Below are 24,493 nucleotides of genomic sequence, written 5' to 3'. Positions count from 1 at the left end.
CGGGCGGTCATGGGCGCGCCACACTGCGCAGCCATGACCGCCTTTATTTTTCCTGCCGTGTTTCGCGCCGTCCGCCGACAGCATGGCGCGGCCGCCCTTGAATTTGCCGTGGCGGGCGCCGCGGTGCTGCTGCTGGGTCTGCTGTGCATCGAAGCCGTCCAGTGGCACGGCGCGCGCCAGATGGCCCATCTGGCGCTGACAGAAGCAGCGCGCGCCGGCGCCACGGGCCACGGCGACCCGGCCCGCATGCAAGCCGCCTTTCTGCGGGCGTTGCTGCCGTTGCACGCCCACGCCGAGGGCCCGTCGGGCGCGCGGCGGCGCCTGGACACCGCGATGGCCAATCTGAAGGCGTTGACGGGCGTTGCGCCCTGGCGCATCGAAGTGCTGCTGCCGGACGACCAGTCGTTCCGCGAGCACGGGCACGCGGGCTTGCAGGTGGCCGCCGCGCCCGGCTTGCGCGCCATCAACAACGGCTACCAGGACCTGCAACACGCCCGCCGCCCGCCACGCCCTGGCGGCCAGGACATCTTCCTGGCCAACACGCTCAGGCTGCGTCTGACGTATCTGCACAAACCGCTGCTGCCGCCGTTGCGGGCGCTGCTGGCGGGGCTGGGCCGGCAGGACGGCAGCTACGCCGGGCACGCGCTGGCCAAGGGCGTGTTGCCGATCGTGGTGGAGCTGGAGCAGGAAATGCACACGCATCCGGTGGACTGGGCGCGCAGGCGCCCACATCCCGAAGGCGTGGTGTATGGACCGTGCCGCCAGATGCGTTGCGGTCCGGGATAAGCCGGGCCGCCGCTGGCAAGGCTAAAAAAAACCGCCAGGCATCACTGCCGGGCGGTGGAATTGGAATGGTTGGCGCCGGTGGCGGCGGGCCTGGCTGGCGTTGCCGCCGCGGGCCGGGAAGGGGTTGCTGCAGAGGCCGGCCGGGTGGCGGGGGCGTTGGCGCGTGCGGGCGTGCCGGTGGCGGCAGGCTTGGGCGGCGCCTCGGCGGACAGCGAGGCGCCCGCGGGAGGCTGGGTGTTCTGGGGCAGGATGTGCACGAACACTTCGCCGTCGCGCATCATGCCCAGTTCACCGCGCGCCCGTTCCTCGATGGCCCCCGATCCGCCTTCCAGATCGCGCACTTCCGCCTCAAGGGCGGCATTGCGCGCGCGCAGGCCTTCGTTGGTCTCGCGCTGCTCGGCCACCTGGCGTTGCAGATCCCAGACCTTGAACCAGCCGCCCTTACCCAGCCACAGCGGGTATTGGATCAGGCCTAGCAGCACGAACAGCACCAGGAACAACAGGCGCATACGCGGGAACCTCAACTGTCGTGGCGTGGATGCGGCCCAGGCAACACGCCAGGGCCGCGCTTTTTATCAACGCAGGTTGTAGAAAGCTTCCAGGCCGGGATACGACGCGACTTCAGCCAGCTCTTCCTCGATGCGCAGCAGCTGGTTGTACTTGGCCATGCGATCCGAGCGCGACAGCGAGCCGGTCTTGATCTGCATGGCGTTGGTCGCCACGGCGATGTCGGCAATGGTCGAGTCTTCGGTTTCGCCCGAGCGGTGCGAGACGACGGCGGTGTAGCCGGCGCGCTTGGCCATTTCGATGGCGGCAAACGTTTCCGTCAGCGTGCCGATCTGGTTGATCTTGATGAGGATCGAGTTGGCCACGCCCTTCTGGATGCCTTCACGCAGGATCTTGGTGTTGGTGACGAACAGGTCGTCGCCCACCAGCTGGACCTTCTTGCCGAGCTGGTCGGTCAGGAGCTTCCAGCCTTCCCAGTCGTTTTCGGCCATGCCGTCTTCGATCGAGATGATCGGGTACTTGTCGCACCACGTGGCCAGGAGGTTCGTGAATTCTTGCGAGGACAGCGAGATGCCGCCTTCACCGGCCAGCGTGTACTTGCCGTCGCGGTAGAACTCGGAGCTGGCGCAGTCCAGGCCCAGGGCGATCTGCGTGCCCGGCTCGTAGCCGGCTTCGGTGATGGCCTTCAGGATGAGCTGGATGGCGGCTTCATGGCTGGGCACGTTGGGCGCGAAACCGCCCTCGTCGCCCACGGCGGTCGACATGCCCTGGCTGTGGATCAGCTTCTTGAGCATGTGAAAGACTTCGGCGCCCCAACGCAGGGCTTCGCGGAAGCTGCCCGCGCCCACCGGCAGAATCATCAGTTCCTGCAGGTCCAGCGTGTTGTTGGCGTGCGCGCCGCCGTTGATGACGTTCATCATCGGGACGGGCATGCTCATGGGGCCGCTGCCGCCGAAATAGCGGTACAGGGACAGGCCCGACTCGTCGGCGGCGGCGCGGGCCACGGCCATGCTGGCGGCCAGGATGGCGTTGGCGCCCAGGCGCTCCTTGGACTCGGTGCCGTCCAGTTCGATCAGCGTGCGATCGACGAACGTCTGTTCCTGAGCATCCAGGCCCATCAGGGCTTCGGAGATTTCGGTGTTGAGGTTTTCAACGGCGCGCAGCACGCCCTTGCCCAGATAACGGCCCTTGTCGCCGTCGCGCAGCTCGATGGCTTCGCGGGCGCCGGTGGATGCGCCCGACGGCACGGCCGCACGGCCCATGGCGCCGGATTCCAGCAGCACATCGCATTCCACGGTGGGGTTGCCGCGCGAATCCAGAATCTCGCGGCCGATGATGTCGACGATTGCACTCATGACTTTACATTCCCTGAACGATAAACATATTCATGACGGCCGCGCCTTCGCGGGCATTGCGGGCACGGCGGTACTGCCAGGAATCGTAGAACGCCTGCGCCGCGGCCATGGACGGAAATTCCATGACGACGGTGCGGCCGGGTTCACGCCCCTCGAGGTGCTTGGATTCGCCGCCGCGCACCAGGATCTTGGCATCGTACGCGCGCATGGCGAGCGTGGACAGACGCTTGTAGTCCTCGTACTGCGCGGGCTTGGTCACTTTGACGTCGGCGATCAGATAGGCACTCATGGGGTTCCTTCAGAGCAGTTGCGTTGGTTTCGGTCTGACGCCGGATACGGCGCCGCCGCCAGTGTCGCGCAAGGCGCACGGGCGACGCATATCCGATGCTAATCGGTTGTATCCGAAAGAAGCGCCGCCGTATAGGGCGGCGCTGGGGAATCGGCCCGCGGCCCCGAGGATCCGCTTACGGAACTCAGGACCGCGGACACGCATCAGGCCTCCTGGCCGCGGCGAGCCTTCTGCTCGATGGCGGCGCGGATGTAGCTGGAGAACAGCGGGTGGCCGTCGCGGGGGGTGGACGTGAACTCCGGGTGGAACTGGACGCCGACGAACCACGGGTGGTTGGGCAGTTCCATCATTTCGGGCAGGTTCTCGGTCGGCGTGCGGGCGCTGATCACCATGCCGGCTTCTTCGAGGCGGGGCACGTAGACGTTGTTGACCTCGTAGCGATGGCGGTGACGTTCGTTCACCTCGTCGCCATAGATGGCCTGCGCACGGGTGCCGGGCTTGATCGGCACGCGTTGCGCGCCCTTGCGCATGGTGCCGCCCATGTCGGACGACGTGTCGCGCTTCTCGACCTTGCCTTCGCGGTCCATCCACTCGGTGATGAGTGCGACCACCGGGTGCGGCGCGGAGGGATCGAATTCCGTGCTGTTGGCGCCGCCCAGACCGGCGACGTGACGCGCGAATTCGATGACCGCCAGCTGCATGCCCAGGCAGATGCCCAGGTACGGCACGCCGTTTTCGCGGGCGTAGCGGATCGCGGCGATCTTGCCTTCGGTGCCGCGCTTGCCGAAGCCGCCCGGAACCAGAATGGCGTCCAGGTGCTTCAACTGATCGGTGCCGCGGGTTTCGATGTCTTCCGAGTCGATGTACTCGATGTTGATCTTCGAGCGCGTGTGGATGCCGGCGTGAACCAGGGCCTCGGTCAGCGACTTGTACGACTCGGTCAGGTCGACGTACTTGCCGACCATGCCGATGGTGAGCTGGTGCTCGGGGTGTTCCAGCGCCTCGACCAGGTTGTCCCACATGGACAGGTCGGCCGGCGGCGGGGTCAGGCCCAGGGCCTCGCAGACGATGTTGTCCACGCCCTGCTTGTGCAGCATGGCCGGGATCTTGTAGATGGAGTCGGCGTCCCAGACGGAAATGACCGCGTCCAGGGGCACGTTGGAGAACAACGAGATCTTGGCGCGCTCGTCGTCCGGAATGCGGCGGTCGGCGCGGCACAGCAGCGCGTTCGGATAGATGCCGATTTCGCGCAGCTTCTGCACCGAGTGTTGCGTGGGCTTGGTCTTCAGTTCGCCGGCGGAGGCGATGAAGGGCACGAGCGTCAGATGGACGAAGGCCGCGTTGTTGCGGCCCATGCGCAGGCTCATCTGGCGGGCGGCTTCGAGGAACGGCAGCGATTCGATGTCGCCCACCGTGCCGCCGATTTCCACGATGGCGACGTCGGTGTTGCCATTCCAGCCGGCTTCGGCGCCACGGGCGATGAAGTCCTGGATTTCGTTCGTGATGTGCGGAATCACCTGGACGGTCTTGCCCAGGTAGTCGCCACGCCGTTCCTTGCGCAGCACGGATTCGTAGATCTGGCCGGTGGTGAAGTTGTTCACCTTGTGCATGCGAGCGGAAATGAAACGCTCGTAGTGGCCCAGGTCCAGGTCGGTCTCGGCGCCGTCTTCCGTGACGAACACCTCACCATGCTGGAAGGGGCTCATCGTGCCCGGATCGACGTTGATGTAGGGGTCGAGCTTCAGCATGGTGACTTGCAAACCACGCGACTCAAGGATGGCGGCAAGCGACGCGGCGGCGATGCCCTTGCCCAGGGAAGACACCACACCGCCGGTGACAAATACGTATTTGGTCATCGTAATGAGCACCCGGGACGAGCGGGCGCGTGCGGGAAATTTGGATTATAGCCGGGCGACGCGACTTGTTTGGGTTTTCCCCTAGCGCTGTGCGGGTAACAATTGGCTGCACTCGGCAAGCCCATTGCCACAAGCCCCACGGCGCCCGCATGGTATGGTCGCTCCCTAATTTTGAACCGCTGCCCGTGCGGGCGGCGCCCTCCCATCCCCGCCCCCGCGCCGATGACCGCCCTTTCCCGCCCCGTTCCCTCCCTTGCCTGGCGCATCGCCGTCGCCGCCGTCCTGTTGCGGCTGACGTATATCGCGCTGGTGCAGGCCTACACCTTGTTGAGCCCGACGCCCTATGTGGAGCAACTGCGTGAAAGCTACACGCAGCCGCCGGTGCTGGCCCCGTTGCTGGCCAACATCGTCTCGACCCTGCTCATCGTCGGACTCGCGGCATGGGGCGCAACGCGCCAGTGGCTTGCGCGCCGCGATGCGGCAACCGTGGACCAGCCGGGCAGGCTGCTGGGCACGTTCCTGGCTTTGCAGGCGCTCTACACGCTGTGCCTGTCCAGCGGCATGGCCTACGCGCAGCACCTGTTGATGAGCGGCCTGATCAAGGAAGGTTCCTGGCTCCAGACGGCCCTCGGCCTGGATGTCGCCGGACGTTTCATCGTCATGAACCTGGGTATCCGCGTCGTCACGGTGGCGCTGGAGATCGCCGGTATCTGCCTGGCGCTGCGCATCGCCGCCTGGACCACCACCCCGGCCGTCCCGGGCGCCGGCTCAGCGCTGACCCGCCGGCATGCGGCATGGATCAGCGGGCTGACCATCCTGATCTGGCAGTCCAGCGTGTCGATCATGCTGGGCGGCTATCTGCAGATGCAGACGCTGGAAGCGGGCTGGGCCCAGTATGCGCTGGGATATTGGGTGCTGCCCATCGCCCTGCTGGCGCTGACCACGCTCGTTTGCCTGAAAGTGCTGCCGCGCCCGCTGGAACGTTTTGGCATCGGCCGCGCCGTGGCGCTGGGCAGCGTGGCGTTCTGGATCGCCCAGGTGCTGGGCATTGGCCTGGGTATTGCCGTGCTCAAGTCCATGACCTGGGATCAACTGGCCTGGGCCGTCCAATCGCACGCGTCCGCCGCGCTGGCGCTGCTCGCTTACGGCGCGCTGCTGGCGCTGGGTTGCCTGACGGCCACACGCCTGCTTCACCGCAAGCAGGACGCGCCGGCGCGGTAACCGGCGGCGCGCCGCGCCATGAAAAAAGGCCGTGGCGTCATTGCGCCGCGGCCTTTTTTTGCGCCGGCCCTGCCGGCAATACTGTCAGGTCAGATCGCCGCGCAGCGCAGCGTCAGCCACGCCAACGCCTCGCCCTCGACCAGCGGCGACAGGCGCTCGAACACCGTCTTGTGATAGTCGTTCAGCCAGTCGATCTCGTCCTCGCGCATCAGCGAGGGCTCGATGCAGCGCGTGTCGATGGGGCACATTGTCAGCGTCTCGAAGCACAGGAATTCACCCAGCTCCGAGGTCAGCCAGCTGCGGTTGGCGACCAGGTTCTCGATGCGCACGCCCCAGCGTCCCGGGCGGTAGATGCCCGGTTCGTTCGAGGTGATCATGCCCGGCTCCATGGCCGTGTGCGGACCCGGCATTGCGCGGTAGGAAATGACCTGCGGGCCTTCGTGCACGTTCAGGAAATAGCCCACGCCGTGGCCCGTGCCATGGCCGTATTCCGCGCCGCCTTCCCAGATGGGCGCGCGCGCGATGGCATCGAGCATGGGCGAAGGCGTGCCGCGCGGGAACGACGCGCGCGACAGCGCGATCATGCCCTTGAGCACCAGCGTGAAATCGACCTTCTGGTCCGCGCTGGGCGTGCCCACCGCCACCACGCGCGTGATGTCCGTGGTGCCGCCCAGATATTGGCCACCCGAGTCGATGAGCAGCAGGCCATCGCCTTCGATCGTGGCGTGCGATTCCGGGATGGCGCGGTAATGCGGCATGGCGCCGTTGGCGTTAAAGCCCGCGATGGTGGCAAAGCTGGGGCAGACGTACGCCGGACGGCGCGCGCGGGCGGCCGTGATCTGCTCGTCGATGGTCAGTTCGGTGATGGTTTGCTTGCCCAGCGCGCCTTCGAACCAGGCAAAGAATTCGCAGAGCGCGGCGCCGTCCTGCGCCATCGCCTGACGCACGTTCGCCAGTTCGGCGTCGGTCTTGCGCGACTTGAGCAGCGTGGACGGATTGATGGCTTCCACGCGCGGCACGGCCGGGTCCATGGCATGGAACACCCCGCAGGTGACGCGGGCCGGATCGATCAGCAGCTTCTGATCCACTTCCAAAGAGGCCAGCGCATCCGCGGCCTGGGCGTAGTCCGCGACCTCGACGCCATCGGCGGCCAGGATGGCGCGCAGGCTGTCATCGATCTTGCCGTCTGCCACAAAGAGCGTGGCGTGGTCCAGGCCGACCAGCGCATGGCCGACAAAGACCGGGTTGTAGTCCACGTCCGCGCCGCGCAGGTTGAACAGCCAGGCGATATCGTCAAGCGTGGAAATGAAATGCACGTCGGCGCCATGCTTGCGCATGGCGTCGCGAACCTGAGCCAGCTTGTCGGCACGCGTCACGCAGGCGTCGGGCGCGACGTGTTCGTAGATCTTGGCGTCCGGCAGGCCGGCGCGATCGGTCCAGACCTCGTCCAGCAGGTCTTCGCGGATCTCCAGCACGGCGCCAGAGGCGGCCGCGGCAGCGGACAAGGCGCGGAAAGCACCCAGGCCCAGCACCTGGCCGTCCACCCCGATGACGTCGCCCGCGCCGGTGTTGGCGGCCAGCCAATCGACATGGCCCGGCGTCGTGGCCAGCGCAATCTTCATCAGTTGCACGCCCGTGCCCGCAAGCTGGGCTTCGGCCTGAACCCAGTAGCGGCTGTCCACCCACAGGCCGGCAAAGCTTGGCGTAACCACCAGCGTGCCCACCGACCCCGTGAAGCCCGACAGCCAGCGCCGCCCCTGCCAGCGGGCCGGCAGGTATTCGGACAGGTGCGGGTCCGAAGAAGGAACGACGTAGGCAGTCAGACCGCGGCGGGTCATGGCCTGCCGCAATTGGGCAATACGGGCGTCGGTGCTAGACATGGAAGATGGGATCCTTAGCGCAACATGAAAGACATGGCGGCCAGGCTGTTCAGCGTGCGGATGGCGGACTGCATGCTATCCGTGGTGAATCGCAAGGTGACGCCGTCCACGCGTTCGAGCGTGGGCCACATGCAGAACAGATCGGCGAGCGCCGAGCTCTGCGTCTGCAACCGGCATTCTATAGGCGCGGGAATGCGGAAAGGAACGGCTTTCTTGTCGCCGCCGCGCATGAAATTGCGCACCGCGGTTTCAGCGGCCGCGGCAATCGCGCGGCGCGAGGCGGCGGGCGACAACGTGATGCCGCTGCCCTGCCCGTGCGCAACCTTGGTCTGCACCCATTCGGCGCCAGGAAAGGTGTCGCGGGTTTCCTCGATGAACACGTCGTCGCCCGTGCCCAGGATGACGGGCACGCCCAACTCGCCGGCCAGCGCGCCGTACAGGCCCGCTTCGCCCAGCTCCATGCCGTTGATGACGACGCGCGCGAACGCGAAGCTGTTGATGGTGTGGGCCAGGATGCCGCGGCCTTGCGAGCGCGAGTGGTAGCCGATCATGAAGACGGCGTCGCACGCCTCTTCCAGCCCGCCCATCATGCCCAGGTAGCGCGGCTTGCCCAGCACCAGGCGGGCGCGCTCGTCCAGGCCATCGGGTAGCAGGTTGCGAAAGCCGCCGTGCGAATCGTTGACCAGGATCTCTTCGGCGCCGCCCGCGATGGCGCCCTGCACGGCCGCGTTGGCCTCGGCGGTCATCCAGGCGCGGGCCCGCTCGTACTCGCCGTTGCCGGCACGGACCTGCTCGGCATGGAAGACGCCGGCGACGCCTTCGATATCGGTGGAAATAAGGATCTTCATGAAAGGGGCCTTGAAAATGTTCAGAGTTCGGTGTCGGACAGCCACTGGCGCCAATCGGGCGCAGCCTGGCGGATGCAATCGCGGTGGTTCCCGTCGCGCCCGGTCACGCTTTCCGAGTGCCACAGCGCGGCAATGATGGCCTGTTCACAGGCTTCGGCGGCGGCTTCGAAAAGCGGATCGATGCGGGCCTCGTGCAACATGGCGATCGCGGGCATGGGCGACTCGGCCAGCTGCGGAATCGTGTATGCCGTCGAAAACGCCAGCGCAATGTCGCCGCTGCCGTGGCCGAACACCGAGCCGGTGCGAGCCAGCCCCGCGCCCGCGCGCAGCGACAGCCGGCGCAACTGCCGAGAATCGAGCGGCGCGTCGGTGGCCACCAGCAGGATGATCGATCCTTTCTCGGGCGCGATCACCGCGTTTTCGCCTTGCTGCGCCAGCTTGCCGTCAAGCTGGTCCGCCAGCCGGCGGCCAAACGGCCTGCCCGCCACCGTCAGGTTGGGCAAACGGCCGAAGTTGGAAAGCACCAGCGCGCCCACGGCGTACTGCGGCCCGTCCTTGATCCGCGCCACGCGCGAGGCCGAGCCGATGCCGCCCTTGAACGAAAAGCTGGACATGCCCCGGCCGGCGCCAACGGCGCCCTGCGCGAAACGCTTGCCGGCGGCAGCCAGGGCGTCGGCGTAATGCGATTCCTGGACCGCCATCGCCTGAATGTCGTTCAGAAAGCCGTCGTTGCACTCGAACACCAGCGGGTTCACGGTCGCCATGCCGCGGCCAATGCCGGGGTTGGCGGCGACCGCGGCGCGGATCTGCGCATTGGCCACCGTGCCCACGCCGAACGTATTGGTCAGCGCGATCGGCGTTTCCAGCACGCCCAGTTCCTGCACCTGAACCAGACCCGTGCTCTTGCCAAAGCCGTTCAGCACGGTGGCCGCGGCCGGCGTCTTGTCCAGGAAGGGATCGCCGCCATGCGGGCGCACGACGGTCACGCCCGTCTGCAGCGGGCCATCGGCCAGCGTGCAATGGCCGACGGTGATCTCGCCCACGTCGCAGATCGAGTCCAGCGGGCCCGAGGGCAGTACGCCGATCCGCGGGATGTCCAGCGCTTGTTTGTCCATGTTCGTCTACGTGTCGCCACGCTCCAGAATGCAAAACGCCGCCACCCTGGGTCCGGGACACGCGCGGGGCAGCGCGTGGCGGACGGAGGCGGCGGCGGAAGAATCGCCCTCCACGCCGGCCTGGGCAAACAGGCCGGCGGCAGGTTTACTTGCGGTCGATCTTGGGATCGAGCGCGTCGCGCAGGCCGTCGCCCAGCAGGTTGAACGCCAGCACCGTCAGGAAGATGGCAAGCGCCGGGAAGATGGCGACGTGCGGTGCGATGACCATGTCGGCGCGCGCTTCGTTCAGCATCGCGCCCCACTCCGGCGTGGGAGGCGAAGCGCCCATGCCCAGGAACGACAGGCTGGCCGCGGTGATGATCGAGGTGCCGATCCGCATCGTGCCGTACACCACGATCGGCGAGATCGTGCCGGGCAGGATGTGGCGCATGATGATCGTCCAGTCGGACGCGCCCACGCTCTTGACGGCTTCGACGTACGTCATCTGCTTGATCGACAGCGTGTTGCCGCGCACCAGGCGGGCAAACGCGGGCACGCTGAACACGGCCACGGCCACGATCACGTTGACCATGCTGGAGCCCAGGATGGCGACCACGCCGATGGCCAGCAGCATGCCGGGGAATGCCAGCAGCACGTCGGAGATACGCATCGTGATGCGTTCCCACCAGCCTTCGTAGTAGCCGGCCATCAGGCCCATGAACGTGCCGACGATGGCGCCCATGGCGACCGACAGGAAGCCGGCGGCCAGCGAGATGCGCGCGCCCATGATGATGCGGCTGAAGATGTCGCGGCCCAGCGAATCCACGCCCAGCCAGTGCGCGAGGGACGGACCGGCGTTCAGCGCGTCGTAGTCGAAGAAGTTCTCCGGGTCGTACGGCACGATCCACGGCGCGAAGACCGCGACGATGACCAGCAGCAGAACGAAGAGGCCCGCGCCGACGGCGAGCTTCTGCTTCTTGAATTTGCGCCAGAACTCGGTGGCGGGCGTGCGCACGTCGTTCTTGGGAACGGCGGCGATGGTTGCGGCGGGTGTCGTATTGCTCATGGCCGCCTCACTTGTAACGGATGCTGGGATTGATGACGCCATACAGCACGTCGACAATCAGGTTGATCAGGATGAATTCCAGCGAGAACAGCAGCACGAGGCCCTGGATCACCGGATAGTCGCGCTGGGTCACGGCGTCCACCAGCAGGCGGCCAAGGCCGGGCCAGTTGAACACGGTCTCGACCACGATCGAGCCGCCCAGGAGGAAGCCGAACTGCAGGCCCATCATGGTCACGACGGGAATCAGCGCGTTGCGCAGCGCGTGCTTGATGATGACGCGGCGCTCGGACAGGCCCTTGGCGCGGGCCGTGCGCACGAAGTCTTCCTGCACGACTTCCACGAACGACGCCCGCGTGAAGCGCGCCATCACGGCGGCCACGGCGGCGCCCAGCGTGATGGAAGGAAGAATGTAGTGTTGCCAGGTCGAGGCGCCCACCGTGGGGAGCCAGCCAAGGTTCACCGAGAAAATCTGCATCAGCATCATGCCCAGCGCGAACGCGGGGAACGAGATGCCGGACACCGCCAGCGTCATGCCAAGACGGTCGGGCCAGCGATTGCGCCATACCGCCGACACAATGCCGATGATCATGCCAAAGCCAACGGACCACACCATGCTCGCAAGGGTGAGCCACAAGGTGGGCATGAAACGGTCGGCGATTTCGGTCGAGACGGGGCGCTTGGTGCGCAGCGAGGTCCCGAGGTCGCCTTGCAGCATGTGGCTGAAGTAGCGCACGAACTGCTGCGGCAGGGGCAGATCCAGCCCAAGTTCCTTGCGCACGAGCTCGACGGTTTGCTGGTCGGCTTCGGGCCCGGCGGCCAGTCGCGCCGGGTCGCCCGGAAGCATGTGCACAAACAGGAACACGACCACCGCTACCAGCAGCAGCGTGGGGATCATGCCCAAAAGACGTTTGACGATGTAGGTCAGCATTGAAATTCCTGCAACATCGGCGGGGACACCGCGTCCCCGCCGTATGTGGCCTTACAAGGGCCCGAAGGCCCCGAGAGTTACTGCTTGGTTTACTGCTTCAGGTCGATGTCGCCGAACCAGAACGAGGTGTCCGGTTCCACGTACACGCCCGACAGGTTCTTCGACTTGACGTACAGGTTGTTCTGGGTCACCAGGAAGGCCCACGGGGCGTCCTTCCAGATGGTTTCCTGAACGTTCTTGTAGATCTCGGTCTTCTTGGCGCGATCGGTCGTGGCCAGCGCTTGCTGGACGCCGTCGTCAACCGACTTGTTCGAGTAGTACGACACGTTGTTCAGCACCGGCGGGAACGCGGCGGTGGTCAGGAGCGGACGCAGGCCCCAGTCGGCTTCACCGGTCGAGGACGACCAGCCGGCGTAGTACATGCGGACCTTGGCGTCTTCAGGCTTTTGCACCTGTTGGACGCGTTGCACGCGCTGGCCGGATTCCAGGACTTCCACGGAAACCTTGATGCCGACCTGGGCGAGCTGCTGCTGCAGGAACTGAACGACCTTCACCGAGGTGCCGTCGTTATAGGCGGACCACAGCGTGCTTTCGAAGCCGTTGGGGTAGCCGGCTTCGGCCAGCAGGGCCTTGGCCTTCTTGATGTCGTAGGGCCATGCGCCGATCTTGTGCGCGAAGTCCACGCCTTGCGGCACGACGCCGTCGATGACGGTGGCGTAGCCCGAGAACGCGACCTTGGCCAGGGCGTCCTTGTTGATGGCGTAGTTGATGGCTTCACGCACCTTGACGTTGTCGAACGGCTTTTGCTGCGTGTTCATCGACAGGTAGCGGGCCATGATCGAGTTCTTGTGATCGACCACGTCCAGCTTTTCGTTCTTCTTCAGCACGGCGGCCTGCTCGAACGGCACCGGGAAGGCGAAGTGCGCTTCACCCGTCTGCACCACGGCGGCGCGGGTGTTGTTGTCGGTCACGGTGCGGAAGGTCAGCGTGTCGACCTTCGGGTAGCCCTTCTTCCAGTAACCGTCGAACTTCTTGACCTTCAGGTATTCAGCCGGCTTCCATTCGACGAATTCGAACGGGCCCGTGCCGACCGGGTGAAAGCCGATTTCCTTGCCGTACTTGGCCAGGGCAGCGGGCGAGATCATCATGGCGGCCGGGTGGGCCAGCGCGTTGATGAAGGCCGAGAACGGCTTCTTCAGCGTGATCTTGACGGTCATCGGATCGACCACTTCGGTCTTCTCGATGACGCTGAACTGGATGTAGCGCGACAGGCGGTTGTCGGGGTTGGCCGGACGATCGAAGTTGATCTTGACCGCTTCGGCGTTGAAGTCGGTGCCGTCGTGGAACTTCACGCCGGGACGCAGCTTGAACGTGTAGACCAGGCCGTCTTCGCTGACCGTGTAGTCGGTCGCCAGGACCTTCTGCACCTTCAGGTCCTTGTCGAACTCGAACAGGCCTTCGTAGTAGGCCTTGCCAGCCGCCTGGTTCAGCGTGCTGTTGGTGTTGTAGGGATCAAGCGTTTCCAGCGCGATGGAAACGGCGAACGTCACGTCCTTGGCGGCATGGGCCATCGGCGCGGCGAGCACGCCGAAGGCCAGCGCGGCAGCGGCCATCAGCTTGGTGGGGCGCAGAACTTTCATCATTGCAACTCCTGGTTCCAAAAAAAGGTCAACTACTGAGTCAATACGCGCCGCCGACGGGATGGCGGGCTACAAAATGATCCGTACCGACCTGCACCAGCGGCTGCACCACCGGTTCGTCGTTCAGTTTGCGGATCGGGCTGGGGATTTCATCGGACAGCAAGGTGCGCTTCATGTGGCGGCGCGCCGGATCGGCGATCGGCACGGCCGACATCAGCTTCTTGGTGTAGGGATGCTGGGGATTCTCGAAAATCGCGCGGCGCGGACCGATCTCGACGATCTGGCCCAGGTACATCACCGCCACGCGGTGGCTGACGCGTTCGACCACGGCCATGTCGTGCGAGATGAACAGGAACGAGATGCCCATGTCGCGCTGCAGGTCGATCAGCAGGTTCACGATCTGCGCCTGAATCGACACGTCCAGCGCCGACACGGACTCGTCCGCGATCACGACCTTCGGATTCAGGGCCAGGGCGCGCGCAATGCAGATGCGCTGACGCTGGCCGCCCGAGAACTCGTGCGGATAGCGCTGCGCCATTTCCGGTGGCATGCCCACGCGCTCGAGCAGTTCGGCGACGCGGCGCTCGGCATCCTTGCCCTTGGCCACGCCGTGCACCAGCAGCGGCTCCATGATCGAGAAGCCCACGGTCACGCGCGGATCCAGCGACGCGAACGGGTCCTGGAACACGAACTGGATGTCGCGGCGCAGGGACTGCAGTTCGCTGTTCTTCAGTCGCACGATGTCGCGGCCGCCGAAGCGGATTTCGCCGCCCTGGCTTTCCACCAGGCGCAGCAGCGAGCGGCCGGTCGTGGACTTGCCGCAGCCGGACTCGCCGACCAGCGACAGGGTCTCGCCGGGGTACAGATCGAAGCTGACCTTTTCCACGGCGTGCACGCGGCGCTGGACGCGGCTCATGATGCCGCCGCGCAAGTCAAAGCGCGTCACCAGGTTGCGCACGCTCAGGATGGGCTCACGCTTGCCGGCGGGCACTTCCTGCGTGCTGACGGCGGCGGCCTCGGCCACGGGCTGGGCCTTGCCATCGACCTGCAGCAGCGGGAAGCGCGCGGGCAGGTCCGTGCCCTGCATGGCGCCCAGCTTGGGCACCGCCGACAGCAGCGCTTTGGTGTAGCTGTGCTGGGGCGCGGCAAACACGCGGTACGACGGGCCTTCCTCGACCTTGTCGCCGCGGAACATGACCAGCACGCGGTCGGCCACTTCGGCCACCACGCCCATGTCGTGGGTGATGAACACCACGCCCATGTGCATTTCATCTTGAAGCTGGCGGATGAGCTGCAGAATCTGGGCCTGGATCGTCACGTCCAGCGCGGTGGTCGGTTCGTCGGCGATCAGCAGCGCCGGCTTGCAGGCCAGCGCCATGGCGATCATGACGCGCTGGCGCATGCCGCCCGACAGTTGATGGGGGTAGCGGTCCAGCACCGACTTGGCTTCGGGAATGCGGACCTGTTCCAGCATGCGCAGCGCTTCGGCGCGCGCCGAGGCGCCATCCATGCCCTGGTGCTCGCGGATCGATTCGGCGATCTGGTCGCCGGCCGTGAACACCGGATTCAAGGAGGTCATCGGCTCCTGGAAAATCATGGCCATGTCGGCGCCGCGCACATCGCGCATCACGCGCTGGCTGGCATTGGCCAGGTCGATCACGGAGCCGTTGCGCCGGCGCAAGGCCATGCTGCCCTGGGCGATGCGGCCACCGCCATGTTCCACCAGACGCATCAGCGCCAGCGACGTCACCGATTTGCCCGAACCCGATTCGCCCACGATGGCCAGGGTCTCGCCCCGGTCCACATGAAACGACAGATTGCGCACGGCTTCGACCGTGCGCTCGGAACCCACGAAGCGCACCGTCAGGTCGTCGACCTGGACCACGCGGTTATCCGGCAGCGCCAGGCTGTTTGCGCGATCAACCATCTCTTCTCATTCCCAAAATAAACCTACTGATCCAAACCGCCGCCGCTCATCGGTAGATGGCGGTTACCGGCTTCTCGCCAACGCGGGCGTAACCCCGGTACATGCCTTCCGTGTTGAACGGCAAGGCCACATTGCCCTGGGCGTCGACGGCCACCAGGCCGCCCTTGCCGCCGATGGTGGGCAGTTTTTCCATTACGACGCGGTCCGCCGCCGCTTCCAGCGAGGCGCCGCAGTATTCCATCTGGGCGGCCACGTCGTACGCGGCAACCATGCGGATGAACATTTCGCCCGTGCCCGTGGTGGACACGGCGCAGGTCTTGTTGCTGGCATACGTGCCGGCGCCGATCAGGGGCGCATCGCCCACGCGGCCGACCTGCTTGTTGGTGATGCCGCCGGTGGAGGTGGCGGCGGCCAGGTTGCCCTGGGCATCGACGGCCACTGCACCCACGGTGCCGAACTTCTTGTCGGCGTCCAGCGGATCGGCGGGCGCGGGCTGGCCGCGCGCGACCATGGCCTGGCCGTCGTGATCCAGCACGGCGGCGTCCGGCGTTTCGCGCTGCACGCGCAGCAGCTGCTCGCGGCGGGCTTCGGTCGAAAAATACGAGGGGTCGACGAGTTCCACGCCTTCCTGGGTGGCGAACGCTTCAGCGCCCTCGCCCACGAAGAACACGTGCTTGCTATTTTCCATGACCTTGCGCGCGGCAAAGATCGGATTGCGCACGCGATTCACATTGGCGATGGCGCCGGAACGCAGCGTGGCGCCGTCCATGATGGCGGCGTCCAGTTCATGGGTGCCGGCACTGGTGAACACGGCGCCGTGGCCGGCGTTGAACAGGGGGCAGTCTTCGAGCAGGCGCACGGCTTCAGTGACGGCGTCCAGGGCGCTGCCGCCCTTGGCCAGCACGGCCTGTCCGGCAGTCAGGATCGACTCCAGCGCCGCGAGGTATTCCTGTTCTTTCTCGGCAGACATGGCCGCGCGGGACATCGCGCCGGCGCCACCGTGAATGGCAATCACGGGTTGAATCATCGTTTACCTACTCCATGGATGAGCCACGGCATCACGGACTGGGTCACCCCAGCGGCGGCCGCAACGGAATTCTTGGCCCGATAGGCCACCGCCGCGGACAGGGCTTCGATGAGCCCCAACGCGGCGGTTTCGGAATTGGGAATGAGCTGGCGCGCCGAGAAGGCGTACAGCACGACGGATGCCGTGGGCGCCAGCGGCGAGGTGGGCTTGTCCGTCAGCACCAGCACCGGCACCCCGGCCTGCTTGGCCGCGCCGGCCAGCGTCACGGTGTCGGCCAGATAACGCGGAAAGCCAATGGCGATCACCAGGTCGTTGCTGGTCATGCGCGACATCTGACGCGCCGCGTGCGACACGCCGCCGGGACCCGCCAGCGATTCCACCGAATGCAGGTGCATGCACAGGCCGCGCTGCAAGAGGCCTGCGAGAAACCCGCTGGCGCCGAAACCGATGATGAAGACGCGATCGGCGGCCAGGATGGCGTCGACTGCCTGTTCACAGGCCGCGGAATCCAACGCCTGCAGGTTGCGCTGCGCGTTGCGGATGTCTTCTTCGAGGGTTGCCGCAAAGATCTGGACGGCGCTGGCCGAGTGGGCCAGCTCGGTGCGCAGCTTCTCGACCGGTTCCAGCGCAGCTTCGAAGCCGCGGGCCAGTTCGGCGCGGAACTGCGGATAGCCCGGTAGGTCCAGGGCGCGCGCAAACCGGTTGGCCGTGGCGACCGACACGCCCACTGCCGCCGCGAACTCATCGATGGTCATGGTGGCGACGCGGAACTGGTGCGCCAGCACGTACTCGGCCATCTTGTGCTGGGTCCGGCTCAGCGCGGGCTGGGCCCGGGCGATCCGATCAGCGATCGTAATGGCGGACTTGGTCATCGAACAGCGTGGTGGAAATCAGGCGGCGGGTTTATGTAAATCTGTTTACACACAAATTTTAATTAAGAAAATAGATTTTCATACTAAGGGTATACCCGTAAATAGATGTAACAATGGGGCCTGAAAAATCGGGGCCGGTTTGCGTTACGCTAGTTGCCCTGTTTTTTGTCCCGCTATCTGGAATGACCCGCATGACACCCGCCTGGATCTGCAAGCCCCACGCCGACCTGACCCCCGCCGAGCTCTACGCCATCCTGCGGCTGCGCTCGGAGGTGTTCGTGGTGGAACAGAACTGCGTGTTTCTCGACATGGACGGCAAGGACCTGCAAGGGCAGACCGAGCATCTGATGGCCTGGCACGACGGCGAACTGGTGGCCTATTGCCGCCTGCTGGAGCCGGCCCTGAACGACGGCCGCGCCGTCATCGGCCGCGTGATCACCGCCCCCGCCGCCCGCGGCACGGGCCTGGGCCACGAACTCATGCGCCGCGCCAAGGAAGCCGTGCAGCGTCTGTGGCCGGATCAGCCCGTATACCTGGGCGCGCAGGCACGATTGAAGGGTTATTACGGCGGCCACGGCTTCGTGCCGGTCACCGTGGAATACATGGAAGACGGCATCCCGCATGTGGGGATGCTGTTGCAGGAGACGGCGTAGCGCGCGGCGCCCCGCCTCTGCATCAAGCAGGAACAAAAAAAAGCGCCCGTCTTGGACGGGCGCTTTGATTTTGGCTGCCGGCGGCCGGCATCATCAGCCGGCCTGACCTGCCTGGCGTTCAGCAGCGTTACTGCACCGCAGACACGTCCAGCTTCGCCGCCGTCTTGGACTTGATCTCGTCCACCGTCACGCCGGGCGCCGTTTCCAGCAGCTTCAGGCCGTTTTCGGTGACTTCCATCACGCCCAGGTCGGTGATGATGAGATCGACCACACCCACGCCGGTCAGCGGCAGGTTGCACTCGGGCAGCAGCTTGATGTCCTCGGTGCCGTCCTTTTTCTTGGCCACGTGTTCCATCAGCACGACCACGCGGCCGACGCCGGCCACCAGGTCCATCGCGCCGCCCATGCCCTTGACCATCTTGCCCGGGATCATCCAGTTGGCCAGATCGCCCTTCTCGGAGACCTGCATCGCGCCCAGGATCGCCAGGTTGATCTTGCCGCCGCGGATCATCGCGAACGAGTCGGCCGACGAGAAGATCGAGGAGCCGGGCAGCGTCGTGACGGTCTGCTTGCCGGCGTTGATGAGGTCGGCGTCGACTTGATCGTCGGTGGGGAACGGGCCGATGCCCAGCAGGCCGTTTTCGGATTGGAGCCACACTTCCACGCCCGCGGGGACGTGGTTGGCAACCAGCGTGGGCAGGCCGATGCCCAGGTTCACATAAAAGCCGTCTTGCAGCTCGCGCGCGGCGCGCGCCGCCATTTCATCGCGGGACCATGCCATGTCGTCTTCTCCTTAGGCCGGGCGAGTGGTGCGTTGTTCGATGCGCTTTTCGGGCGTGGCGTTCAGCACGATCCGTTGCACATAGATGCCGGGCAGGTGGATCTGATCCGGGTCCAGGCTGCCGGTGTCGACGATTTCCTCGACTTCGACCACCGTGAACTTGCCCGCCATGGCGACGTTCGGATTGAAGTTGCGGGCCGTCTTGCGAAACACCAGATTGCCGCTGCGGTCGGCGATGTGCGCCTTGACCAGCGACACGTCCGGCACCAGCGAGCGTTCCATCACGTACTGCTGGCCGTCGAACTCACGGATTTCCTTGCCCTCGGCCACGATGGTGCCCACGCCAGTGCGGGTGAAGAACGCCGGAATGCCAGCGCCGCCGGCACGCAGCTTTTCGGCCAGCGTGCCCTGCGGCGTGAATTCAAGCTCGAGTTCGCCCGACAGGTACTGGCGTTCGAATTCCTTGTTCTCGCCCACGTAGGACGCGATCATCTTGCGCACCTGGCGCGTGTTGAGCAGTTGGCCCAGACCAAACCCATCGACGCCCGCGTTGTTGCTGATGCAGGTGAGATCCTTGACGCCCGAATCGCGCAGCGCGGCGATCAGCGCCTCGGGAATACCGCACAGGCCGAAACCGCCCACGGCGATCATCTGACCGTCCTTGACGATGCCTGCCAGCGCCTCCTGGGCGCTTGCATAAACCTTGTCCATCGCTCCAACTCCTAGTTAAGGTCTAACCAAAGTGAGCCCGCCCCGCCGCTACCCGGTTTGCCGTCAGGCGTATTCGGGCCCCGGAAAAATTGGGGAATCGGGACAAGCCCAGTCGTTCCTTGGGGCGCGGCTGTTGGCGCCCGCTACCCGGGCATCGCGGCGAAGCCCGATTTCCGTGAAGCGGCGGCGCCGAGGGTGGCGCGCCCTCATTGCTTTTCTGATTTTGCGCTAGATTTTACCGGCATGACCGGCCAAAGCACGCGCTATTTTGGCCGGTGCGCGGCCCGCGGCCGCGCGCGCTTACTCGGCCGGCGTGAACTGCGTGGCCATCTGCGCCAGGACTTCGGGCGGCCACGGTGCGGACGTATTGGCCACGTAATCCATCCAGACCAGCACATTGCGGCCGCGCGCATAGGGGCCTGCGTCGTCGCCGACCTTCTCGAGCAGCAGCTCGAATTCGGCGCTGGAGCGGCCGATGCGCGTGACCTTGTGCGTCACGCGCACGGTGGCCGGATAGGTCAGCGGACGCAGGAAATCGCACGACGCATGCGCCAGGATCGCGCCATCGTCGGCCGGCAGCTTGAAGCCCGCGTTATACAGAATCTGCATGCGGGCCTCTTCCATGAGGCGGAAATACAGCGTGTTGTTCAGATGGTTCAGGGCGTCTGAATCGCCCCAGCGCAAAGGCAATTCGAGCTGATGGGTGTCGCCCACCGATAGCAGCCGCGCAGACAGATTGTCCGGGTTCACCAATAACTCCTGAAGGCTAAAAGAAATGCGAAGGCATACAGGACCCTCGCCTGCAATACAATCGCCGATAATACTTCCAGCCATATATGGAATACATACGGGGAGCTTTGCAAATGTCTGAACGCGAGTCGATGGAATATGACGTGGTCGTGGTTGGCGGTGGTCCCGCCGGCCTGGCCACAGCAATCCGTCTGAAGCAGCTGGCCGCTGAGAAGAATCAGGAGATTGGCGTCTGCGTACTTGAGAAGGGTGCGGAACTGGGCGCGCACATCCTGTCCGGCGCCGTGATGGACCCGCTGGCGCTGACCGAGCTCATCCCCGACTGGAAGGAAAAGGGCGCGCCGCTGAACGTGGCCGTCACGCAGGACAAGTTCCTGTTCCTGTCCGAGACCGGCGCGCGCGCCACGCCCAACTGGCTGCTGCCCCCCTGCTTTCACAATGAAGGCAACTACATCGTCCGTCTGGGCGACGTCGTCAAGTGGATGGGCGAGCAGGCCGAAGCGCTGGGCGTGGACATCTTCCCCGGCTTTGCGGCCGTCGAAGTGCTGTACGACGAGAACGGCGCCGTCCGCGGCGTGGCTACGGGCGACATGGGCGTGGCCCGCGATGGCAGCCACACCGACCACTATCAGCCGGGCATGGAATTGCACGCCCGCTACACCGTGTTCAGCGAAGGCTCGCGCGGCCAGCTCGGCCGCCAGCTCATCGAGCGCTTCAAGCTGGACGACGGCCGCAATCCGCAGTCGTACGGCATCGGCATCAAGGAAATGTGGGAAGTCGATCCGGCCCAGTCCAAGCCCGGCCTGGTGATCCACACCGCCGGCTGGCCGCTGGATTCGGACACGTACGGCGGCTCGTTCCTCTATCACCTGGACAACAACCTCGTCGCCGTGGGCATGATCGTCGGCCTGGATTACGCCAATCCGTGGCTGTCGCCCTTCGATGAGTTCCAGCGCTACAAGACGCACCCCGCCATTCGCGGCACGTTCGAAGGCGGCAAGCGCATCGCTTACGGCGCCCGCGCCATCACGGCGGGCGGCCTGCTGGCGCTGCCCAAGCTCACGTTCCCGGGCGGCGTGCTGGTCGGCTGCGAAGCCGGTTTCCTGAACGCCTCGCGCATCAAGGGCAGCCACGCCGCCATCAAGTCGGGCAAGCTGGCCGCCGAAGCCGCGTTCGACGCCCTGGTTGCGGACCGCCGCCAGGACGAACTGACTGCATACCCCAAGGCCTTCGAGGCCTCGTGGCTGCACGCGGAATTGAACAAGGCCCGCAATTTCAAGCAGTGGTTCAAGAAGGGCCGCACGGTCGCAACACTGATGACCGGCATCGAGCAACTGCTGCTCAAGGGCAAGATGCCCTGGACGCTGCGCCACAACAAGCCCGACCACGCCTGTCTGCAGCCCGCGTCGCAATGCGCGCGCATCGACTATCCCAAGCCCGACGGCAAGCTCACGTTCGACAAACTGAGTTCGGTGTTCATCTCCAACACCAACCACGACGAGAACGAACCCGTCCACCTGACCCTCAAGGATCCGTCCGTGCCGGTCAAGGTGAACCTGGCCAAGTACGGCGGCCCCGAGTCGCGCTATTGTCCGGCCGGCGTGTACGAATTCGTCAAGGACGACCACGGCGACGACCGTCTGCAGATCAACGCGCAGAACTGTGTGCATTGCAAGACCTGCGACATCAAGGACCCCACGCAGAACATCGTCTGGGTGGCGCCGCAAGGCGGTGAAGGGCCGGTCTACAGCGGCATGTAATACCCCGGGCGCATTGCGCCCACCCGAAAGGCGCCCCGCGGGGCGCCTTTTTTCCGACTGCCTGGAGCGACACCATGCGCGAACGCGTACTTCTCATCGGCTGCGGCGACCTGGGCCAGCGCGCGGCGCAACGCTTTCTGGCGCGCGGCGACGAGGTCCATGCCCTGCGGCGCCATCCCCCCGCCGGCGACACGAGCGGCATCCAGTGGCTGCAGGGCGACATCACCCGCCCCGACACGCTGCACGCGCTGCCGCCAGGCGTGACCCGGCTCATCCACCTGCCCACGCCTGGCGCGCGCGATCCGCAGGCCTACCGCGGCGTGTTCGTGGAGGGGCTGGCAAACGTGCTGCACGCGCTGGATCGATCCCAGCTCAAGCGCATCGTGTTCGTCTCGTCCAGCGCGGTGTATGGCGAGCATCATGGCGCCTGGGTGGACGAGGACACGCCGCCTGCACCGCAAGGCTTCAACGGCCGCATGCTGCTCGAAGCCGAAACTGCGCTGGCGGCGCAGCCGGTCTCGTCGACGGCATTGCGGCTGGCGGGCCTGTATGGGCCCGGCCGCATGCAGCTCATCGAGCGGTTGCGCAGCGGCGCGGCCGGCGCGCCGGTACAGCCCGAACACTGGGCCAACCGCATCCACATCGACGACGCGGCTGCCGCGGTGGCGCATCTGGCGCTGCTGCCGCAGGTTGCGCCGGTGTATGTGGGCTGCGACGACACGCCCCTGCCGCTGCACACGCTGTATGCCGAACTGGCCGCGCTGATCGGCGCCCCCGCGCCGCGCGAGGCGCCCGCGCCGGCCAACGTGGGCAGCAAGAAACTCAGCAATGCCCGGTTGCGCGCCAGCGGCCTGTCGCTGCAATGGCCGGACTCGCGCCAAGGCTACGCCGCCCTGCTGGCTGAGGACGGCGCGTCGCAGGCATAGTTCGGTCCTCGCCGAATCGTTGCCGCCGGCGCGGGCGGATACTGGTGGCCGTCTCCATTGCCCGCCGTCACCATGCCGCCCGCCCATCCCCTGGCCGCCGTCACACACCCCGATCCGTATCCCTACTATGCCCAGCTGGCGCGCGAGCGTCCGCTGTACCGGGATACGGCGCTGGGCATGTGGATCGCCTCGCATCCCGACACCATCGCGACCATCCTGCGGCATCCCGGCGCACAGGTGCGTCCCGCGGATGAGCCCGTGCCGCGCGGCTTGTGCCCAGGTCCTGCGGGAGACCTGTTCGGCCGGTTCGTGCGCATGAACGACGGCGCGGCGCATGCGCGCTTGAAGCCGCTGCTGACGGGGTTCATCGCGCACCGGGCGTCGGAACCGTTGCAAGCGCATCACGAAGGACCATTGCCGCGCCTTCCGCTGCAACCAGCCGTCCCGGCATCGCAGGATTGGCTTGCCGCCGCGCCGCACGACCCCGCCGCCGTCGACCGCTATCTGTACACGGCGCCCGTGCACGCGCAGGCAGCATTCCTGGGACTATCCAAAGCCGTTCATGCGGATTGCGCGGCCGATATCGCCGCTTTCCTTTCCGCCCTGCCCGCCGATGCGGGCGCAGACCGGACCTCGGCGGGCCATGCCGCCGCCGCGCGCCTGCAAGCCCGCATGCAGGCGCATCTGGCGGGGCCCGAGGCCACCCCGGCACTGCGCGCATTGCATGCAGACGCACTGCAAGCAGGCATTACGCCCGAACAGCTGGCCGCCAACCTGGCGGGCCTGCTGTTCCAATCTTGCGAAGCGGGCGCGGGACTGCTGGGCAATGCGCTCATCATGGCCGGCCGGCGCGGCGCGGCGTGCGTGCAGACACGCGAGGACGCCCTGCGTCTCATCGACGACACCGTGCGCCGCGATCCGCCCTTGCACAACACGCGGCGGTTCATGGCTGCGCCGCTTGATGTCGGCGGACAACGCATCGAAGCCGGCCAGACCGTCCTGCTGGTGCTCGCCGCCGCCGCCATGATCGAACCCGAGGCGGGATGGATCTTTGGCGCGCACCGCCATGCCTGCCCCGGCGCGTCGCTGGCGCGAAGCCATGCAGCCGATGCGCTGCTGCACGTGTTGCGGCAGGGTATGGACCCTGCCCCGCTGGCGGCGCGCTTTCGCCATCGTCCGCTGCCCAACGCCCGCGTGCCCCAGTTTGATTTTCCCGAGGACCACAACCGATGATTGCCGTGATATTCGAAGTCGAGCCCGCCCATGGCGACCCTGCCCCGTACCTGGACATCGCCGCCGGCCTGATCGATGAACTGCGCACCGTGGACGGTTTCATTTCCGTCGAACGATTTCAAAGCCTGTCCACGCCAGGCAAGCTGCTGTCGCTGTCATTCTGGCGCGACGAAGCGGCAGTCAAGCGCTGGCGTTCGCTGGAATCGCACCGCCGCGCCCAGCAGGCCGGGCGTGGCGGGGTGTTTCAGAACTACCGCCTGCGCGTTGCGCAGGTGGTGCGCGACTACGGCATGCAGGAGCGGGACGAGGCGCCCGCCGACAGCCGCCAGCGCCACGGGTGAAACTGCAGGGACGCGCTCGTCCGGGACGCCATCCCTTTGCCC

Annotated in this window: 23 protein-coding genes; 7 read left to right on the top strand and 16 right to left on the bottom strand. The window is 66.0% G+C overall.

The window, feature by feature from the left end; genetic code table 11:
• Window positions 1-33 precede the first annotated feature (33 nt).
• Complete coding sequence (locus H4P35_RS06305) at window positions 34-786, top strand: pilus assembly protein (protein ID WP_226848435.1); 753 nt, start codon at window positions 34-36, stop codon at window positions 784-786.
• Window positions 787-827: 41 nt separating this feature from the next.
• Here the strand turns inward: H4P35_RS06305 and ftsB are convergent, their stop codons facing one another.
• From ftsB to H4P35_RS06285, 4 genes are all read right to left on the bottom strand, one after another.
• On the bottom strand, window positions 828-1,295 hold the full coding sequence (gene ftsB / locus H4P35_RS06300) for a cell division protein FtsB (protein ID WP_062838542.1): 468 nt from the start codon (window positions 1,293-1,295) through the stop codon (window positions 828-830).
• A gap of 66 nt (window positions 1,296-1,361) precedes the next feature.
• The gene (eno, locus tag H4P35_RS06295) at window positions 1,362-2,648 is read right to left on the bottom strand and encodes a phosphopyruvate hydratase (RefSeq protein ID WP_062838541.1); all 1,287 of its coding nucleotides are present in this window, start codon (window positions 2,646-2,648) and stop codon (window positions 1,362-1,364) included.
• 4 nt (window positions 2,649-2,652) lie between these two features.
• A complete protein-coding gene (locus tag H4P35_RS06290; protein ID WP_056322046.1) occupies window positions 2,653-2,937 on the bottom strand; it encodes a DUF1330 domain-containing protein in 285 nt (94 codons plus the stop codon).
• Window positions 2,938-3,140: 203 nt separating this feature from the next.
• The gene (locus tag H4P35_RS06285; RefSeq protein WP_056322044.1) at window positions 3,141-4,793 is read right to left on the bottom strand and encodes a CTP synthase; all 1,653 of its coding nucleotides are present in this window, start codon (window positions 4,791-4,793) and stop codon (window positions 3,141-3,143) included.
• Between the two features lie 222 nt (window positions 4,794-5,015).
• Here H4P35_RS06285 and H4P35_RS06280 point away from each other — a divergent pair, with 222 nt between their 5' ends.
• Window positions 5,016-6,014, top strand: a complete 999-nt coding sequence (locus H4P35_RS06280) for a hypothetical protein (protein ID WP_152383722.1) — start codon at window positions 5,016-5,018, stop codon at window positions 6,012-6,014.
• Between the two features lie 89 nt (window positions 6,015-6,103).
• Here H4P35_RS06280 and H4P35_RS06275 read toward each other — a convergent pair whose 3' ends face one another.
• From H4P35_RS06275 to H4P35_RS06235, 9 genes are all read right to left on the bottom strand, one after another.
• On the bottom strand, window positions 6,104-7,894 hold the full coding sequence (locus tag H4P35_RS06275; RefSeq protein ID WP_226848434.1) for an aminopeptidase P family protein: 1,791 nt from the start codon (window positions 7,892-7,894) through the stop codon (window positions 6,104-6,106).
• 14 nt (window positions 7,895-7,908) lie between these two features.
• A complete protein-coding gene (locus tag H4P35_RS06270) occupies window positions 7,909-8,742 on the bottom strand; it encodes a M55 family metallopeptidase (protein ID WP_179691170.1) in 834 nt (277 codons plus the stop codon).
• Window positions 8,743-8,762: 20 nt separating this feature from the next.
• Window positions 8,763-9,857: a P1 family peptidase gene (locus H4P35_RS06265; RefSeq protein WP_226848433.1), complete on the bottom strand. Its 1,095-nt coding sequence runs from the start codon at window positions 9,855-9,857 to the stop codon at window positions 8,763-8,765.
• A gap of 145 nt (window positions 9,858-10,002) precedes the next feature.
• Complete coding sequence (gsiD, locus tag H4P35_RS06260; RefSeq protein WP_056322031.1) at window positions 10,003-10,902, bottom strand: glutathione ABC transporter permease GsiD; 900 nt, start codon at window positions 10,900-10,902, stop codon at window positions 10,003-10,005.
• 7 nt (window positions 10,903-10,909) lie between these two features.
• Window positions 10,910-11,830 (bottom strand): glutathione ABC transporter permease GsiC, encoded by a 921-nt coding sequence (gene gsiC / locus H4P35_RS06255; RefSeq protein WP_056322028.1) that lies wholly within the window; start codon window positions 11,828-11,830, stop codon window positions 10,910-10,912.
• An 89-nt stretch (window positions 11,831-11,919) separates the two neighbouring features.
• Window positions 11,920-13,473: a glutathione ABC transporter substrate-binding protein GsiB gene (gene gsiB / locus H4P35_RS06250; protein WP_226848432.1), complete on the bottom strand. Its 1,554-nt coding sequence runs from the start codon at window positions 13,471-13,473 to the stop codon at window positions 11,920-11,922.
• A 37-nt stretch (window positions 13,474-13,510) separates the two neighbouring features.
• Entirely contained in the window at window positions 13,511-15,397 is a 1,887-nt protein-coding gene (locus tag H4P35_RS06245; RefSeq protein WP_226848431.1) for a dipeptide ABC transporter ATP-binding protein, read from the bottom strand.
• A 46-nt stretch (window positions 15,398-15,443) separates the two neighbouring features.
• Complete coding sequence (locus H4P35_RS06240) at window positions 15,444-16,424, bottom strand: isoaspartyl peptidase/L-asparaginase family protein (protein ID WP_063955283.1); 981 nt, start codon at window positions 16,422-16,424, stop codon at window positions 15,444-15,446.
• The gene (locus tag H4P35_RS06235) at window positions 16,421-17,296 is read right to left on the bottom strand and encodes a MurR/RpiR family transcriptional regulator (RefSeq protein ID WP_056322019.1); all 876 of its coding nucleotides are present in this window, start codon (window positions 17,294-17,296) and stop codon (window positions 16,421-16,423) included. Before H4P35_RS06235 ends, H4P35_RS06240 begins: the two co-directional genes overlap by 4 nt.
• A gap of 191 nt (window positions 17,297-17,487) precedes the next feature.
• Here H4P35_RS06235 and H4P35_RS06230 point away from each other — a divergent pair, with 191 nt between their 5' ends.
• Window positions 17,488-17,949, top strand: a complete 462-nt coding sequence (locus H4P35_RS06230) for a GNAT family N-acetyltransferase (protein ID WP_226848430.1) — start codon at window positions 17,488-17,490, stop codon at window positions 17,947-17,949.
• A 127-nt stretch (window positions 17,950-18,076) separates the two neighbouring features.
• On the opposite strand, the gene H4P35_RS06225 is transcribed toward H4P35_RS06230, so the two are convergent.
• From H4P35_RS06225 to H4P35_RS06215, 3 genes are all read right to left on the bottom strand, one after another.
• The gene (locus H4P35_RS06225) at window positions 18,077-18,730 is read right to left on the bottom strand and encodes a CoA transferase subunit B (protein ID WP_056322014.1); all 654 of its coding nucleotides are present in this window, start codon (window positions 18,728-18,730) and stop codon (window positions 18,077-18,079) included.
• Window positions 18,731-18,742: 12 nt separating this feature from the next.
• Window positions 18,743-19,441, bottom strand: coding sequence for a CoA transferase subunit A (locus tag H4P35_RS06220; RefSeq protein WP_056322011.1), 699 nt, complete (start codon window positions 19,439-19,441; stop codon window positions 18,743-18,745).
• A 300-nt stretch (window positions 19,442-19,741) separates the two neighbouring features.
• Window positions 19,742-20,194 (bottom strand): thioesterase family protein, encoded by a 453-nt coding sequence (locus tag H4P35_RS06215; RefSeq protein WP_108005086.1) that lies wholly within the window; start codon window positions 20,192-20,194, stop codon window positions 19,742-19,744.
• A 110-nt stretch (window positions 20,195-20,304) separates the two neighbouring features.
• Between H4P35_RS06215 and H4P35_RS06210 the strand changes: the two genes are divergently transcribed.
• From H4P35_RS06210 to H4P35_RS06195, 4 genes are all read left to right on the top strand, one after another.
• Window positions 20,305-21,951, top strand: coding sequence for an electron transfer flavoprotein-ubiquinone oxidoreductase (locus H4P35_RS06210; RefSeq protein ID WP_056322006.1), 1,647 nt, complete (start codon window positions 20,305-20,307; stop codon window positions 21,949-21,951).
• A 74-nt stretch (window positions 21,952-22,025) separates the two neighbouring features.
• Entirely contained in the window at window positions 22,026-22,877 is an 852-nt protein-coding gene (locus H4P35_RS06205; protein WP_226848429.1) for an NAD-dependent epimerase/dehydratase family protein, read from the top strand.
• Window positions 22,878-22,949: 72 nt separating this feature from the next.
• Entirely contained in the window at window positions 22,950-24,110 is a 1,161-nt protein-coding gene (locus H4P35_RS06200) for a cytochrome (RefSeq protein WP_226848428.1), read from the top strand.
• Window positions 24,107-24,451 (top strand): antibiotic biosynthesis monooxygenase, encoded by a 345-nt coding sequence (locus H4P35_RS06195; RefSeq protein ID WP_152383714.1) that lies wholly within the window; start codon window positions 24,107-24,109, stop codon window positions 24,449-24,451. The genes H4P35_RS06200 and H4P35_RS06195 overlap by 4 nt, the downstream gene beginning before the upstream one ends.
• Window positions 24,452-24,493 lie beyond the last annotated feature (42 nt).

It is taken from the genome of Achromobacter sp. 77 (assembly GCF_020541125.1).
Classification (GTDB): Bacteria; Pseudomonadota; Gammaproteobacteria; order Burkholderiales; family Burkholderiaceae_B; genus Achromobacter; species Achromobacter mucicolens.
Note: the sequence above shows the minus strand (reverse complement) of the source record. Positions and strands in the feature narration are given on the sequence as shown.

Bases quoted from the DNA above. Each gene is read 5' to 3' on its own strand.
- H4P35_RS06305 (WP_226848435.1), top strand. From the start codon at position 34: ATGACCGCCTTTATTTTTCCTGCCGTGTTTCGCGCCGTCCGCCGACAG.
- ftsB (WP_062838542.1), bottom strand. From the start codon at position 1,295: ATGCGCCTGTTGTTCCTGGTGCTGTTCGTGCTGCTAGGCCTGATCCAA.
- eno (WP_062838541.1), bottom strand. From the start codon at position 2,648: ATGAGTGCAATCGTCGACATCATCGGCCGCGAGATTCTGGATTCGCGC.
- H4P35_RS06290 (WP_056322046.1), bottom strand. From the start codon at position 2,937: ATGAGTGCCTATCTGATCGCCGACGTCAAAGTGACCAAGCCCGCGCAG.
- H4P35_RS06285 (WP_056322044.1), bottom strand. From the start codon at position 4,793: ATGACCAAATACGTATTTGTCACCGGCGGTGTGGTGTCTTCCCTGGGC.
- H4P35_RS06280 (WP_152383722.1), top strand. From the start codon at position 5,016: ATGACCGCCCTTTCCCGCCCCGTTCCCTCCCTTGCCTGGCGCATCGCC.
- H4P35_RS06275 (WP_226848434.1), bottom strand. From the start codon at position 7,894: ATGTCTAGCACCGACGCCCGTATTGCCCAATTGCGGCAGGCCATGACC.
- H4P35_RS06270 (WP_179691170.1), bottom strand. From the start codon at position 8,742: ATGAAGATCCTTATTTCCACCGATATCGAAGGCGTCGCCGGCGTCTTC.
- H4P35_RS06265 (WP_226848433.1), bottom strand. From the start codon at position 9,857: ATGGACAAACAAGCGCTGGACATCCCGCGGATCGGCGTACTGCCCTCG.
- gsiD (WP_056322031.1), bottom strand. From the start codon at position 10,902: ATGAGCAATACGACACCCGCCGCAACCATCGCCGCCGTTCCCAAGAAC.
- gsiC (WP_056322028.1), bottom strand. From the start codon at position 11,830: ATGCTGACCTACATCGTCAAACGTCTTTTGGGCATGATCCCCACGCTG.
- gsiB (WP_226848432.1), bottom strand. From the start codon at position 13,473: ATGATGAAAGTTCTGCGCCCCACCAAGCTGATGGCCGCTGCCGCGCTG.
- H4P35_RS06245 (WP_226848431.1), bottom strand. From the start codon at position 15,397: ATGGTTGATCGCGCAAACAGCCTGGCGCTGCCGGATAACCGCGTGGTC.
- H4P35_RS06240 (WP_063955283.1), bottom strand. From the start codon at position 16,424: ATGATTCAACCCGTGATTGCCATTCACGGTGGCGCCGGCGCGATGTCC.
- H4P35_RS06235 (WP_056322019.1), bottom strand. From the start codon at position 17,296: ATGACCAAGTCCGCCATTACGATCGCTGATCGGATCGCCCGGGCCCAG.
- H4P35_RS06230 (WP_226848430.1), top strand. From the start codon at position 17,488: ATGACACCCGCCTGGATCTGCAAGCCCCACGCCGACCTGACCCCCGCC.
- H4P35_RS06225 (WP_056322014.1), bottom strand. From the start codon at position 18,730: ATGGCATGGTCCCGCGATGAAATGGCGGCGCGCGCCGCGCGCGAGCTG.
- H4P35_RS06220 (WP_056322011.1), bottom strand. From the start codon at position 19,441: ATGGACAAGGTTTATGCAAGCGCCCAGGAGGCGCTGGCAGGCATCGTC.
- H4P35_RS06210 (WP_056322006.1), top strand. From the start codon at position 20,305: ATGTCTGAACGCGAGTCGATGGAATATGACGTGGTCGTGGTTGGCGGT.
- H4P35_RS06205 (WP_226848429.1), top strand. From the start codon at position 22,026: ATGCGCGAACGCGTACTTCTCATCGGCTGCGGCGACCTGGGCCAGCGC.
- H4P35_RS06200 (WP_226848428.1), top strand. From the start codon at position 22,950: ATGCCGCCCGCCCATCCCCTGGCCGCCGTCACACACCCCGATCCGTAT.
- H4P35_RS06195 (WP_152383714.1), top strand. From the start codon at position 24,107: ATGATTGCCGTGATATTCGAAGTCGAGCCCGCCCATGGCGACCCTGCC.